The organism is Mucilaginibacter sabulilitoris, from assembly GCF_034262375.1.
GTDB classification, from domain to species: domain Bacteria; phylum Bacteroidota; class Bacteroidia; order Sphingobacteriales; family Sphingobacteriaceae; genus Mucilaginibacter; species Mucilaginibacter sabulilitoris.
Genome location: NZ_CP139558.1, coordinates 4,026,599 through 4,042,540 on the forward strand (window position 1 = coordinate 4,026,599; position 15,942 = coordinate 4,042,540).

8 protein-coding genes are annotated in these 15,942 nt (G+C 40.1%); all 8 read left to right on the top strand.

From position 1 onward, the window contains the following. Positions 1-247: 247 nt before the first annotated feature. The 8 genes from SNE25_RS17330 to SNE25_RS17365 all read left to right on the top strand — a co-directional run bounded on the left by SNE25_RS17330 (position 248) and on the right by SNE25_RS17365 (position 15,941). Positions 248-2,677, top strand: a complete 2,430-nt coding sequence (locus SNE25_RS17330) for an ABC transporter permease (RefSeq protein ID WP_321560253.1) — start codon at positions 248-250, stop codon at positions 2,675-2,677. Positions 2,678-2,859: 182 nt separating this feature from the next. Continuing rightward, the gene (locus SNE25_RS17335; protein ID WP_321560254.1) at positions 2,860-5,214 is read left to right on the top strand and encodes an ABC transporter permease; all 2,355 of its coding nucleotides are present in this window, start codon (positions 2,860-2,862) and stop codon (positions 5,212-5,214) included. Positions 5,215-5,329: 115 nt separating this feature from the next. Continuing rightward, the gene (locus tag SNE25_RS17340; RefSeq protein ID WP_321560255.1) at positions 5,330-7,798 is read left to right on the top strand and encodes an ABC transporter permease; all 2,469 of its coding nucleotides are present in this window, start codon (positions 5,330-5,332) and stop codon (positions 7,796-7,798) included. A 74-nt stretch (positions 7,799-7,872) separates the two neighbouring features. Further along, complete coding sequence (locus tag SNE25_RS17345; RefSeq protein WP_321560256.1) at positions 7,873-9,876, top strand: ABC transporter permease; 2,004 nt, start codon at positions 7,873-7,875, stop codon at positions 9,874-9,876. A gap of 42 nt (positions 9,877-9,918) precedes the next feature. Continuing rightward, the gene (locus SNE25_RS17350) at positions 9,919-10,272 is read left to right on the top strand and encodes an ABC transporter permease (RefSeq protein WP_407667049.1); all 354 of its coding nucleotides are present in this window, start codon (positions 9,919-9,921) and stop codon (positions 10,270-10,272) included. 224 nt (positions 10,273-10,496) lie between these two features. Beyond that, positions 10,497-10,907: a GNAT family N-acetyltransferase gene (locus tag SNE25_RS17355; RefSeq protein ID WP_321560257.1), complete on the top strand. Its 411-nt coding sequence runs from the start codon at positions 10,497-10,499 to the stop codon at positions 10,905-10,907. 221 nt (positions 10,908-11,128) lie between these two features. Beyond that, the gene (locus SNE25_RS17360) at positions 11,129-13,546 is read left to right on the top strand and encodes an ABC transporter permease (RefSeq protein ID WP_321560258.1); all 2,418 of its coding nucleotides are present in this window, start codon (positions 11,129-11,131) and stop codon (positions 13,544-13,546) included. A gap of 37 nt (positions 13,547-13,583) precedes the next feature. After that, on the top strand, positions 13,584-15,941 hold the full coding sequence (locus SNE25_RS17365; protein WP_321560259.1) for an ABC transporter permease: 2,358 nt from the start codon (positions 13,584-13,586) through the stop codon (positions 15,939-15,941). Position 15,942: the final 1 nt, after the last annotated feature.

Here is a 15,942-nt window from a genome sequence, read left to right on the forward strand (position 1 = left end):
ACAAACTAAGGATTGCAAAGGCCTGTCAATATTAACTGACAGGCCTTGTTTGTTTTAAAAAAACTGTATCATAACCGGACATACGGTGTTACGCCTGCGAACAGTATAGGCTTGGATTTTTTATGCTAATTAATTGATTATTAGTTAATTAAATAATTGGTACGCGTTTTAAATAGATTTTGAGTCAGTTGTGCTACTAAACCTGATTTGAATTTGGGATTGGTTTTGGAATTTAGAGATTAACGTTATGATAAAGAATTATTTACGAAGCGCTATACGCAATATTACCCGGCATAAATTTATATCATTCATCAATATTTTTGGTTTAACCATAGGCTTAACATGCTGTATGCTTATCCTGATATATATTGTTAATGAATTGAGCTATGATAAGTTTAACACCAATGCCAATGACATTTACCGGGTAACGCGCAGTTTTAATACCGCCGATGGTATTGATAACCTGCATTTAGGCGCGGTCGCGCCGCCGTTTGGCCCTTTGCTTAAAAATGAGTTTTCGGACATAAAAAAAGTAACCCGTGTATTCCCGAACGGTAATGTTGTTTTACGTTACAAGGATAAGCTGCTGACCGAAAGAGGTTCATATTTTGCAGATGAGAACTTCTTTGATTTTTTTAGCCTGAAAACCCTTAAAGGCGACCCTAAAACGGCGCTCAGCGACCCGTTTTGCGTGATGATGACCCCGGATATGGCCCGGAAATACTTTGGAGATGAAGATCCAATAAATAAAGTGATCAGGCTCAATAACCAGGTTAATTTTAAGGTTACCGGTATATATGAACCATTTCCGGCCAATTCACAATTACACCCCCAAATGCTGTTATCATTTAATACCTTAAGAGATAGTACAATTTATGGCGAAAAGCAGTTACAAACCAATTGGGGAAATAACGCATTTTTTACCTACTTGCTTTTCCCGAAAGGGTATAATGTTGATAGAGTAGCTTCTTTGTTTCCTGCATTTTTAGATAAGTATGTGCATTTTCCTGGTCAACCTGGTAATTTTAAGGAATCGAAATTCAGCAAATTACATATACAGCGTTTTTTAGATATCCACCTGCACTCACATCTTGACGATGAAATTGAACAGAACGGCGACATCAAACGGGTTTATATATTTTCGGCCATTGCCCTGTTTATTTTATTGATAGCCTGCATCAATTACATGAACCTTTCAACAGCAAGATCAACCATACGGGCCAAAGAAATAGGCATCAGAAAAGTAATAGGTGCGCAGCGAAAAGAAATCATTACGCAGTTTTTAAGCGAATCGGTTTTGATCACCTGTTTCTCACTGGTATTGGCCCTGGTGCTTACCTGGCTGCTGATCCCGCTGGTCAATAAGTTTTCTGAACTGGATTTGCTTTTCAGCAGTCTTTATCAATCGAAAATTTTGATAGCCGTAATAGCGCTTCCGTTTATAGTAGGCCTTATCAGCGGTATTTACCCAGCTATTTTTATGTCGTCGTTTAAACCGGTTAAGGTTTTAAAAGGTATTATAAAAGTAGGTTCGGGCAATATATCCTTCCGCAAGGTGCTGGTAGTGTTACAATTTTCCATTTCCATTATCCTCATTATAGCAACCACTATCGTATTTCAGCAACTGAGATATATACAGCAAAAATCATTAGGGTTTGATAAAGAACACATCATCACCATTGGTAACCCTTTTTCTGACAACGAGCTCAGCGCGTTTAAAAATGAGGTGATGAAAAATCCGGATATAAAGGAGTTTGGACGCTCGTCACGTATCCCGTCGGGGCGGTTGCTTGATGACCAGGGGGTATCTGTTTTTGAAGGAAGTACCTCACAACCGGTTAAGGCCGATTTAAAATTTATAAATGTTGATTATGGCTTTATTCCAACTTATGGAATGAAACTGGCAGCCGGCCGTAATTTCTCCCGCGATTTTAGTACAGACAGTAATAATTATATCATCAATGTAGCTTCGGTTAAGGTATTAGGCTGGAAAACCCCCGAAAAGGCCATAGGTAAAGAATTGAGCTATGGTGGGGTACGCGGAAAAGTTATTGGAGTAGTGAATGATTTTCATTTTGAATCATTACACCAAAACATTATCCCATTGCTCATGCGGATGCCGCCTTTCGCCAATAATAACTACAGTAGATTGTCGGTTAAAATTACCGGTAACAACATTAGCGGGGCTATCAATACTATTCAGGAAACCTGGCGTAAAGCGCAACCCGAAATACCTTTTGAGTACACTTTTTTGGATGACCGGTTTCAAAAACTATATAACAGCGAACAGCAGCAGGGCAGCCTGTTTACCATCTTCTCCTGCGTTGCCATATTTATAGCCTGTTTGGGTCTGTTTGGTTTATCGGCATTTACCATTACGCAAAGGGTAAAAGAAATAGGGGTGCGTAAAGTACTGGGTGCAAGCATACCACAAATTGTAACCGAACTATCAAAGGATTTCCTGAAGCTGGTAATTATAGCGGCGGTAATTGCTTTGCCCGTAGCCTGGTACGCTATGAGTAAATGGCTGCTTGATTTTGCCTTCCATATCAGTATACAATGGTGGGTGTTTGTATTGGCCGGCATTGTTGCCGTAGTGATTGCATTTGTAACCATAAGCTTTCAATCTATTAAAGCGGCCACGGCCAATCCGGTGAAGAGTTTGCGCAGTGAGTAGTGAAGTGGTGAAGTGGTGAAGTGGTGAAGTGGTGAAGTGGTGAAGTGGTGAGTGGTGAGTGGTGAGTGGTGAGTGGTGAGTGGTGAGTGGTGAGTGGTGAGTGGTGAGTGGTGAGTGGTGAGTGGTGAGTAAAGATGCCGGGCAATTTAGGATTTAGAAATTAGAATTTAGAGTTTATAACCATGATAAAAAATTATTTCAAAATTGCGTGGCGAAACCTGATCAGAAATAAAGGTTTTTCTATAACAAACCTGCTTGGGCTTACCATCGGGATTACCTGCACTATCTTTATTTTTTTGTGGGTAAAGAATGAGCTTACTTATGATAAGGCCCATGCAAACTATAAAACAATTTACCAGGTAGTAGCTAACCGCGATTTTAAAAACAGCATTTTCACTGATAAGAACATGGTGTTTCCGCTGGCTAAGGCACTGGAAAGCGGGTATCCTCAAATAAAAAACGCGGTACTTACGTCTCATTTAGAGCAGCACCAGGTTAATTTTGGCGAAACCCGCATTAAAAAGCATGGATATTATGTTGGGGGCAGGTATTTTGATATGTTTTCCTGGAAGTTTATTAAAGGTAATGCAGCTGTTGCCATAACTGATCCATTGTCAATTGTGATCACCGAATCAACTGCCAAAAGCTTATTTGGCAGTGCTGACCCCATTAATAAGACAATAAAGATTGATAATAACGAAGTACACAAGGTTACTGCCGTACTGGCCGATTTGCCTGGTAATACCACCCAGCAATTTGACTTTATTATACCTTACAACTTTTCAAGTGCTGATGTTAAGAACGCCATGACCCGGTGGGAAGGCTCATCATGGGAAGTATATATACAAACGGTGGATAATCCAAATATTCCGCAGCTTGAGAAATATATTACCGGTGTTATGTTTCAGCATAATAAAGATAAAATCAGCACTTATTTTACTTTTCCGATGAATAAGTGGCACCTGTATAGCGATTTTAAAGATGGTAAGAACGTTGGCGGTATGATTGAGTACGTTCGTTTCTTTACTGTAATTGCCATCATAATATTGTTGATTGCCTGTGTTAATTTTATGAACCTTTCAACTGCCCGGTCAGAAAAACGGGCCAAAGAGGTGGGTATACGGAAAACACTGGGCTCGGACAAAAAGCAACTGATATCACAATTCTTTTTAGAGTCGATGATATTGGTGCTTATTGCTTTTATATGTGCTATAATGGCGGTTTATCTGTTACTTCCATCATTTAACCTGTTGGTTGGTAAACAATTATATTTAAATATTTCGGAGCCGGTATTTTGGATGGGCGCAATTATTATCATCCTGTTTACCGGTGTAATAGCAGGCAGTTACCCTGCATTGTATTTATCGTCATTTAGCCCGGTGAAAGTGTTGAAAGGCACGTTTGTGGCAGGTAAGGGTGCAATAGCACCGCGCAAAATATTGGTGGTGTTTCAATTTGTTGGATCAATTTTGCTGATCTCGGCTACTATTATTGTTTATCAGCAAATACAACATATTAAAGATCGGAATATAGGATACAATCCAAACAACCTGATCATGACGCCATCTACAGCGGCAACTGATAAAAACTTTGCATCTATTAAAAACGATCTGCTGAAAACCGGGCTTATCAAAAATGTTACCCGTACCTCATGGATGGTAACGGAAATATCCTGGAGATCGGGTCCACCGGATTGGGAGGGTAAGCCTGCAAATGCCAATATTATATTTTCGAACATGACAGCTGACGTTGATTATGTTAAAACCATGGGTATTAAACTGCTGCAAGGACATGAATTTACAGGGATGCCATCTGATACTTCGGCTGTATTGTTGAATAAAGCGGCGGTTGAAGCCATGCAAATCAAAAAACCAATTGGTATGCAATTACGGTATGACAATCATAAATATACGGTAATTGGGGTAACCGATAATGTGGTGATGTTATCGCCATACATGCCTGTTGATCCGATGATGGTTTTTTCCGATCATAACAATTCGGGTTATATAAACCTAAGGCTAAATAATGACGTAAAACCCCAGCAAGCCATACAATTACTGCGAAATATTTACGCGAAATATAGTCCGGCTGATATTTTTGAATACCAGTTTGTGGATGATGAGTTTGGTAAAAAGTTTTTGACCGAAGAACTGATAAGCCGTATCACTAATATTTTTGCCGGCCTGGCTATTTTTATATGTTGTATAGGCTTAGCCGGTCTGGCATCGTTCACCATCGAAAAACGTTTCAGGGAAATAGGGATACGCAAGGTTTTAGGAGCAACCATACAACAGTTATTGGTATTAATATCTACCGAATTTTTAAAATTAGTGCTGATAGCCTTTGTAATTGCAACGCCCCTGGCCTGGTGGTTAATGCATAACTGGCTTCAAAAATATACATACCATGTCAATATCAGCATATGGTTATTTGGGGTAGTGGGCATATTGATATTGCTGTTAACACTCATTGTAGTAAGCCTTAATACTATGAGGGCTGCAATGGCTAATCCGGTGAAGAGTTTACGGAGTGAGTAGTATTGGTGAGTGGTGAGTGGTGAGTGGTGAGTGGTGAGTGGTGAGTGGTGAGTGGTGAGTGAAAATGCCCGGTAATTTAGAGTTTAAGATTTAGATTTTAGAATTTAAGAAAACCATGATAAAAAATTATTTCAAAATTGCGTTTCGTAATTTTCGGAGGCATAAGCTTTTTACGTTTATTAATATTATTGGTTTATCCATTGGTATCAGTTCGGCCCTTGTTATCTACCTTATTGTTCATTTTGATTTCACCTTTAACCAGTCTTTCCCTGATGGCGACCGCATTTACAGGGTGGTTTCTAACTACACCTTTGCTGGCGAAGAAGCACACAACCGCGGGGTTTCTGGGCCCGTACCTGAGGCGGTAAGGACAGCAGTAAGCGGTGTCGAAATAACGGCTCCATTTTTTAACCTGTCGCAGCCTAATGTATTGATTCCAACAAAATCGGGCATGCCGGTTAAGTTCAAAATACAGGATAATGTGATATTAACTGATAGCCGTTATTTTAATTTATTAAGCTACACCTGGCTCGCCGGTAATGTTAAAACCGCATTAAACGAACCCAACCAGGTGGTGCTCACTACAGATCAGGCTAATAAATATTTCCCTAAAACGTCCTATAACCAAATGCTTGGCCGTGTGGTAACTTACGATACCGTGAACACAACGGTTACCGGCATTGTAGAACCATTGAAGGGCAATACCGATTTTGCCTTTCACGATTTTATATCATATACCACGGCAAAGAACAATACGGCCCTTTCAGACGAGTTACGACTTGATAACTGGGGTGGCACAACCTCCGACTCACAGCTTTTTATTAAGCTTTCACCAAATACTACAGTAGCACATGTAGAAAAACAATTAAATGAATTGCTAAAAAAGCATGATCCACCAAAGCCGTCGAATAAAGGCAATACCCGTAATTTCAGTTTACAACCACTAAACGATCTGCACTTTAATAATATATATGGCACATTTAATTCGGGCCGTACCGCTAATAAATCAACGCTATATGGGTTGTTGGCTATTGGATTGTTTCTCCTGATATTAGGATGTATTAACTTTATAAACTTAACAACGGCCCAATCCTCACAGCGGGCAAGGGAAATAGGTATTCGTAAAACAATGGGGAGTACACGCACCCAGTTAATTGTACAATTTTTAAGCGAAACCTTCCTGATTACTACTATTGCAGTAATAATAGCAGTCTTGCTTGCTCCGGTGATATTGAAGCTTTTTGCCGATTTTATCCCGGAAGGTATAAGTGTAAATATTATTCAACAACCTGGCCTGATGTTGTTCTTAGTAATACTCACCGTGGTGGTAACCCTGCTTTCCGGTTTCTATCCAGCTATGGTGTTATCCGGTTACCAGCCTGTTTTAGTGTTAAAAAATCAGGCCGTTAATAGCAACAGTAAAACAAGAACTGCCTTTTTACGAAAATCGTTAACAGTAGCCCAGTTTGTAATAGCCCAGTTTTTTATAATGGCTACCGTATTGGTTAGCAAGCAGATTTATTATGTACTCCACAAAGATCTGGGCTTTAAAAAGGATGCTATTATCATTATAAACTCTCCGTGGAAAAACCGGACAGACAGCCGTAATCATGTGTTTATGAATAAGCTGCAGGCTATTCCGCAGGTAACAATGATAAGTGTTGGAAAAGACGCGCCATCATCCAATGGGAGCAATTCTACAGAAGCTACTTATAAAGACGGCAAAAAAGAGGTCAAGATAAACCTGGAATTAAAATTCGGCGATCAGCATTATATTGATGTGTATAAGATTAAACTGCTCGCTGGGCGTAATATACAAATAGCGGATACCGGCAGGGCATTCCTGATCAATAATACCTGTGCAAGAATATTTGGGTTTAAAAATCCGCAGGATGCTGTTGGTAAACAGATAGACAATTTCAACGGCGATAAAAAAATAGAGATCGTAGGCGTAGTGGCCGATTTTCATCACGAGTCGTTGCATTCGCCTATTAAACCTTTGGCTATTTTAACAAGTAATGAACACTATAATCATGGTACGTTTCATATCGCGTTAAAACCGCAATCGGCAAACGGGGGCGACTGGAAAAAAGCGATCAACAGCATGCAGCAAGCCTGGAAGGAAATATATCCGGATGATGATTTTGAATATCATTTTTTTGATGAAAACTTAGCACAGCTTTATGATAGCGAGCAACATACTTCAACATTGCTCGCCTGGGCTACCGGACTATCTATATTTATTAGCTGCCTTGGCTTACTGGGATTGGCCATGTACACTACCAATTTGCGTACAAAAGAGATAGGCGTACGTAAGGTGTTGGGCGCATCGGTTGCCCAGATAGTTACCCTTTTATCTACCGAATTGGTGTTGTTAACTATATTGGCTTTTGTGTTGGTTACACCGCTGGCCTGGTATGCCATGAATAAATGGATGCAAAGCTTTGCCGACCGCACTACCATAAGCTGGTGGATATTTGCTTTAAGTGGTACAGGTATGCTGGTTGCGGCGTTAATTACATTAAGTTTTCAAACGGTTAAAGCCGCTATTGCCAACCCAGTTAACAGCCTGAGGAGTGAATAAGCTATTAAATGTTTTAACACAATTTAACTACTCATTTTAAGTAATTTAGCTATCATCGTATAAACAAAAGGTATATGATACATAATTACTTCAAAATAGCCTGGCGCAATTTACGGAAACATCAGTTTTATACGCTTATAAACGTATTTGGCTTGTCGTTAAGCATAGCTTGTGGTATTATCCTGTATCAGTTTATTACTTATCACCTTAGTTTTGATACGTATCATCATGATGCCAAACAGCTTTATAAAATTGTAAACCAGGTACATTTTGATGATGGTGTAATATTATACGACCAGGGCGCTCCTATGGTTTTAGCGAGAGCGATAAAGACCGAACTTCCGCAGATCAAAGATGCCGGACTACTCATCAGGAAACAATCATTTACTATTGCCGTTTCGCAGAATGATGCTGCAGGCCGCAAATTATTTTATGAAAAAGAAAACGTTGGACTTGCCGATAAGCACTGGTTTAATATGCTTGACTATGCCTGGCTTCAGGGAAGTGCTACTAACGCGTTTAATGATCCGTACAATGCAGTTATTACGCATAAGCTGGCTCAAAAATACTTTGGTACAGATGATGTAATGGGCAGGGTTATCCGCCTGAACAACAAGTACAACTTTAAGATAACCGGTGTACTAAAGGACAATGTTAGCAATACCGACTTTAAATGCGATATGTTTCTATCGCAAAGCTTCCTGAAAATTTTATATCCTGATATTCAAAAAGATTGGCAGGAAAACTGGGCGTTTTCTGATTCGCGGAATGTGCTGTTTTTGTCGCTCCCCCCAAACTTATCTCCTAAAACGGTTGAAGCGGCAATTACCAAAGCCGCTGGAAAAGAGATCTCAAAGTCGTACAAGTTTTTACTACAACCCTTAAATGAGGTACACTTTGACGGCCGGTACAGCGGAGTGATACAAAAATCATTACTGGTTACGCTGGGCATTGTAGGTTTATTATTGATTGTAATAGCCTGTGTTAATTTTGTTAACATGGCTACAGCCCAAAGCTTTAAACGTGCCAAAGAAATAGGAACACGCAAGGTTTTAGGCGGCACACCAACATCAATATTTTTTCAGTTCATTGCCGAAACTTTCCTTATTGTTTTATTTGCCGGTTTGCTGGCCATGCTGTTTGTATTCCTGTTTTTACCGGTGTTAAATTCATGGCTCCAAACCATGCTTACTTTCAGCTTGGTAAATGATTGGAAACTGTTTGGTTTTATAGGCATAATGATGATAATGATCACTATGGCGGCTGGTTTTTACCCGGCCCTGATTTTGAGTGGGTTTAAACCGGTAAACGCGTTAAAAAACCAGGTGGGTAATCAGTCACAATCAACTGGGTTTAGCCGCAAAAGCCTTATCGTAATTCAAAATATTATTGCGCAGGTGCTTATCATCGGCACCATTATCATTACCATGCAGGTAAGGTATCTGAAAACCGCAGACCTCGGGTATAACAAAACAGGTGTTATAATGCTGCCATTGCCCGATTTTGATAAGGGAAAAACCGATTTTTTGCGTAACCGGTTATTGGCAAATCCGGGGATCAATGCGGTTTCGTATTGTTACAGGGCGCCATCGTCAACGGCAGATAAAGGCGGTTCTATCAAATATGATGGCCGCGACTGGGAGAAATTTGTTGGACGTACCATTATGGGTGACGCCGGTTATGCCAAAACATTTGGTCTGAACATCATTGCGGGCAGAAACATAGCCGAAAGCGATACCGCAATGGAATATTTGATTAACGAAAAATTAATGCACAAGCTGGGGATCAATGATCTGCAGCAGGTTATCGGGCGTAAATTTACGGCAGGCGATCTGTCTAATAACGCGGGCACAATAGTGGGGGTTGTGAAAGATTTTAATGCAAAATCATTGTATACACCAATTGAGGCAGAGTACATCAGTACTTTCCGGTCAGCCTATCAGTATATCGGGGTACGGATAAATATGAAAAACCAGTCGGCCGCAATGGCGCAGATACAAAAGACATGGCAGTCGGTTTTTCCGGATAATGTATTTGAATACCATTTTCTGGATGAACAGATAGCAGACTTTTATTAAAAAGAAGAACTGCTGAACAAACTTATTACATCAAGCGCTATTATAGCCATTTTTATAAGTTGCCTGGGTTTACTCGGTCTCATATCATTATTGACGCTGCAACGTACAAAAGAGATAGGCATAAGAAAGGTGCTGGGAGCGTCAATAACCAATATTACCACATTATTATCGGCCGATTTTTTAAAATTAGTGTTGATTGCGGTAATTATAGCATCTCCGCTCGCATGGTTCATGATGAGTAAGTACCTGCAGAATTTTGCTTACCGAATTGACATCCAGTGGTGGATATTTGCCGTTACCGCTGCTATCGCTTTACTAATTGCTTTTGTAACCGTTAGTTTTCAGTCTGTAAAGGCGGCTATGGCTAATCCAATAAATAGCCTGCGGAACGAATAACCTGTAAAAAATATGTAAACCTGTAATTAAGATTATACAAGTTACAGGCAATATCTCATTATGTTTGCTTATTAGATAATATAACAATAGAATTGTGACATTAACATGAGTTAAAGCCGGTTATAATCATAATTCCTGCCCCCGGAATGATTGGTGCAGTGTGTAAGAGTTAATTATGGCTTGGTTTTCAAATTAAAATTAACCTAATCATTAACACAATTGCTATGAGATCTGAAATTTACAATTTAATGCTCCCCTTACTTGACGACCCCAGCGGAATGTACGCTATGGACGATTTGAATGCTTATGTAGATAAGATCATGCAAAAAGCTTGTGTAATTTCGGTAATGGAGGAAGGGGTATTGCAGGGATTTTTAGCATATTATGCCAATGACCATGTAAATAAAGTTGCATTTTTATCAATGGTTGTGATTTCGCCATCCGTACGAAAAATGGGATATGGCAGAAGGCTGGTTGACTTTTTTATTGCCGACCTGGTACTTAAAGGGTTTAAGAAATGCCTTACTGAAGTAAGAGAAGACAATATAAAAGCCCAAAATATATGTAAGCGGGTTGGTTTTTCCTGTATAGGAAAAAAGGACAAATACCTGGTTATGGAGAAAATGTTATCGTGAACTTTTACCAGTCCTTTGCAACCATTGTTTAATATTCTAATTAATTCTGTACCAGCTTTATTGCGTACAATTAAACTCTTTAAAACACTGTATCATAACCGTACACATAGTGTTACGGTTGCGTACATGTTCTCTGTATGATTTTATATCAGTTAATTGATTTTCAGATAATTATGTTTTTGGTATAGGTTTTAGCCCGGTATGCTGATAACCTTAAAGATATGCTGAAAAATTATTTAAAAATAGCCTGGCGAAATATAATACGTCATAAAGGGTACTCCATTATTAATGTAGCCGGCTTAACTTTAGGGATTGCAGCTTGCCTGCTCATATTTATCATTATTAAATATGAATTAAGCTTTGATACCGCCCAACCTAATTTTAAGAACATATACCATGTAGTAATCCAGCAAATTCATGAGGATGGATTGCATTATACACCGGGTGTACCAGCGCCTGCAACAGATGCCCTCCGGGTTGATTTTCCACAGGCTAAGGTGGCGGCTTTAAATTCCAGTTATGGCAGCCAGATCACCGTGCCAGATAACAACACAGGCAATAGTACAAGCGATAAAAAGTTCACGGAAGATGTAGGTCTGGTTTTTATTGAGCCGCAATTTTTTGACATTTTTAGCTTTAAATGGCTGGCGGGTAATCCGGCTGTTTTAGCGGAGCCTAATATGGTAGTAATTAATAAAAGTACCGCCATAAAGTATTTTAACAACTGGAACGATGTTACCGGGAAAATCCTGAAAATGGACAACCTGATAAACCTGAAGGTAGCCGGCGTTGTTGATGACGCGCCGGCGAACAGCGATTTTCCATTTAAAGTAATGGTATCGTACATTACCTGGAAACAACACCCCAAAGAGTATGATTATGAAAACGACTGGGGATCTATAAGCAGCAGTCACCAGGTATATATGTTGTTCCCCAACACCGGTGTAAATAATATCAATAAACAACTCGTTGCATTTACCAACAAGCATTACGAAACCGGAACCAAACGCCGGGTAATTTTTGCCCAGCCTTTGTCGCAAATGCATTTTGACACGCGCTTTGGTAACACCATCGGCGATCATCAAATGAGCATGGCTACTTTACGCACCCTGTCATTTATTGCGGTGTTGATCATTATCATGGCTTCTATCAACTTTATAAACCTTGCAACGGCACAATCTGTTGGGCGGTCAAAGGAAGTGGGTATACGCAAAGTGTTGGGAAGCACCCGAAATCAACTGGTAATGCAGGTAATGGGTGAAACCGCCATCATTGTAACAGGAGCGGTTTTGCTGGCGGTTTTGGTAGCCAAAATAGCCATACCTTATTTAAAAAATATTGCCAGCGTGCCAGATAATATCAATTTGTTAAACACAGATAGCATATTGTTTTTAGCAGCGGTAACTTTTGTGGTGATACTGTTGTCTGGTATTTATCCGGCTTTAATAGTATCGGGTTTTAAACCGGTGCTGGCCCTTAAAAATAAAATCACTGCCGCCTCCATAGGCGGTATACCATTACGCAGGGTGCTGGTTATCGCTCAGTTTGCTATATCTCAATTGCTTATTATTGGTACCATTGTGGCTGTAAGCCAGATGGATTATGTGAACAAGGCCGATCTGGGTTTTAATAAAAACGCCGTACTGGTTATACCAGGTTATACCGATAGCCTGAGCCTGCGTAAAATGGATTCATTTAAGCAGCGTGTATTGCAAAATGCGCAGGTACAATCGGTAAGTTTTTCGTCAGATGCGCCATCATCTGATAATAACTCGTCGATGAATTTTTACTTTAACCATTCTACTAAAGATCCGGGTTTCAATACCTATTTAAAATATGGCGATGCAGATTATTTTAAAACCTTTCAACTCCATTTTGTAGCTGGAAAGGGATATGACGTAAGTGATACCGCCCGTCAGGTAGTAGTTAATGAAACATTTATTCACAAATTAAATATTCTGAACGCACAGGATGCCATAGGAAAAACCGTTCGTTTGGGTACGGAAGCAACATTGCCTATTAGCGGAGTGGTTAAAGATTTCAAGACTAACTCGCTGCGCGAAACGGTAAAGCCAATTGTGATATCGGCCCACAAAGCATATGAATCGCATGTAGCCATCAAAATAAGAACCAACAACCTCTCCAAAACCGTTGCCGAATTGCAAAAGATGTGGGAAAATACTTATCCGGAATATGCCTATAACGGGTATTTTCTTGATCAGAACATAGCCAATTTTTATAAGCAGGAAAATCAGATGGCATTGGTTTATAAAATATTTGCAGGTATAGCCATCTTTATCTCGTGTCTGGGTTTATATGGCCTGGTATCATTTATGGCGGTACAACGTACCAAAGAGGTAGGTATCCGTAAAGTTCTGGGCGCATCGGTTAGCAGTATTGTCTACTTGTTCTCTAAAGAGTTTATGGTGCTTATAACCATATCATTTGTTATAGCTGTGCCTACCGCCTGGTACCTGATGACCGGTTGGCTGCAAAATTTTGCATATCGCATTTCCTTAAGTATATGGGTGTTTGTACTGGCCATAGTAACATCTGTAATTATTGCGTGGATAACAGTGGGTTATAAGGCAATAAAAGCAGCGTTGGCAAACCCGGTAAATAGTTTGCGGAACGAATAAGGTTTATACCACAGATATAATCTAAAACACAATAGTCATGATAGGTAATTATTTTAAAACCACGGTGCGTAGCCTGTTAAACAACCGGGCTTATAGTTTTTTAAATATTGCCGGTTTGGCAATAGGTATAGCCTGTGCTTCCCTGATATTTTTGTGGGTACAGGATGAATTTACCTACAATCATAATTTTGAGAAAAGGAATAATCTGTATACCATTTATGAGAACCAGACCTACGAGGGCAAAAAATCTACCTTTCATGCTACTCCTGGCCCTATGGCCGCGGCGTTAAAAACAGAGATCCCCGGTATAAAAAACACTGCGCGAATTGCTGGTAAAGACAACCTGTTGTTTTCCCTTGGCGAAAAAGCCATCAGAGAAGAGGGAAGCTATACCGATCCGGAGATATTTTCGATGCTGAAACTATCGTTTGTTCAGGGCGATGAGTCAAATGTATTCAGAGAGTTACATTCGGTGGTAATTAACATAACCATGGCCAGGAAATTTTTTGGTGATGCCAATCCAGTTGGCAAAACCTTAAAAATGAATAATGAGCAGGAGTTTACCGTTACCGGAGTTTTTAATGATCTGCCTAAAAACTCAACCTTTCAATTTCAATGGCTTGCGCCCATAAAAAACATTGACCACAAAGCTCCCTGGATGAATGACTGGAGCGCCAACTGGGCGCATACCTATGTTGAGTTAGAACCATCAGCTGATGTAAACGCGGTAAACCAAAAGTTACTTCATTATATCAAAACAAAGAAAAACAAGAACACCACTGAGTGTTTCCTTTTCTCGATGAATGATTGGAACCTGCATGACAGCTTTACTGATGGAAAAATGGATGGGGGCCGTATAGAATATGTGTGTTTATTTGCGGCCATTGCCTTTATCATTTTAATTATTGCCTGCATTAATTTTATGAACCTGAGCACGGCACGTTCTGAAAAACGCGCTAAGGAAGTAGGTGTACGCAAGGTAATGGGGGCAGGCAAAGGCAAACTGATAGGCCAGTTTATAGGCGAGGCGGTTATTATGGCGTATATAGCCGTGTTTATGGCCATAGGCATCGTATATATAGCAATGCCATTTTTCAATAACCTTGTTCAAAAGGAGCTTGCCATTAATATTATGGAGCCCGGGCATCTTATTTACCTGATAGCGATAGGGTTGGTTACCGGTTTGCTGGCAGGTAGTTATCCGGCTTTTTACCTTTCGTCTTTTAATCCTATTACGGTTTTAAAAAGTATGAAACTGCCATCGGGCGCCGGAGCAGGTTTTATCAGGCAGAGTTTAGTGGTAATACAGTTCTCTGTTTCCATTATCCTGATCATCGGTACGGTTATCATTTACCAACAAATACAGCATGTAAAAACCAGGGACCTGGGGTATAACAAAAACAACCTTATTTATGTAAGTACCCAGGGTAAATTGATTGATCATTTTGAAAGCGTTTATAACGATCTGAAAGCAAGCGGAGTAGTAGAAGACGCTTCACTAAGTGATTCACGCGTATTGGAGGTTGGCACAAATACCGATAATTATTCATGGGATGGAAAAGACCCGTCAAAAAACCCGCTGATCAGCTGGGAAAATGTAAATGCTCAATTTATAAAAACTATGGGTATAAAACTGGCTGCCGGCCGGGGGTTTTATGCCAATGCCTCGCTTGATAGCAATAACGTAATTATTAACCAGGATTTGGCCCGGCAAATGGGTAAGCAAGGGCATATAGGCGGCATTATAAGAAATGGAGAAAAGAGTTTTCAAATAGTAGGCATCGTTAAAGATTTTCTTTACAATGATATGTATGCCGGAGGAGGCCCGCTTTTATTATATAATCATCCGACAGGAACCAGTGTATTAAGCATTCGATTTAAGGATCAGGCAAACATACAGGATGCGTTAAGCAAGATTGGTACTATCATTACGACAAACAATCCGGGTTACCCCTTTGAATATAAATTTATGGATGATGACTTTGACCAATTGTTCAAAACCGAAACCTTAACCGGGAAGCTGGCGGGTACATTCGCGTCACTGGCTATCATTATATCCTGCCTGGGCTTGTTTGGTCTGGCTGCCTACACAGCCGAACGGAGGATTAAAGAGATAGGTATCAGAAAGGTACTGGGCGCGTCGGTGACCGGTTTAACGGGCCTGTTATCAAAAGATTTTTTGAAACTGGTTGCAATTTCATGCCTTATCGCTTTCCCGGTTGCCTGGTGGGCCTTAACAAACTGGCTGCAAAATTATCAGTACAGGGTTAATGTTAACTGGGTTGTATTCGCGGCGGTAGGAGTGTTGGCTATGCTTATTGCGCTGGTAACCGTTAGCTTTCAGGCTATTAAAGCAGCGTTATCAAATCCTGTTAAAAACTTAAGGACAGAGTAGC

Coding starts and splice junctions, on each gene's coding strand:
- SNE25_RS17355 (WP_321560257.1), top strand. CDS start 10,497: ATGAGATCTGAAATTTACAATTTAATGCTCCCCTTACTTGACGACCCC.
- SNE25_RS17330 (WP_321560253.1), top strand. CDS start 248: ATGATAAAGAATTATTTACGAAGCGCTATACGCAATATTACCCGGCAT.
- SNE25_RS17365 (WP_321560259.1), top strand. CDS start 13,584: ATGATAGGTAATTATTTTAAAACCACGGTGCGTAGCCTGTTAAACAAC.
- SNE25_RS17340 (WP_321560255.1), top strand. CDS start 5,330: ATGATAAAAAATTATTTCAAAATTGCGTTTCGTAATTTTCGGAGGCAT.
- SNE25_RS17360 (WP_321560258.1), top strand. CDS start 11,129: ATGCTGAAAAATTATTTAAAAATAGCCTGGCGAAATATAATACGTCAT.
- SNE25_RS17335 (WP_321560254.1), top strand. CDS start 2,860: ATGATAAAAAATTATTTCAAAATTGCGTGGCGAAACCTGATCAGAAAT.
- SNE25_RS17345 (WP_321560256.1), top strand. CDS start 7,873: ATGATACATAATTACTTCAAAATAGCCTGGCGCAATTTACGGAAACAT.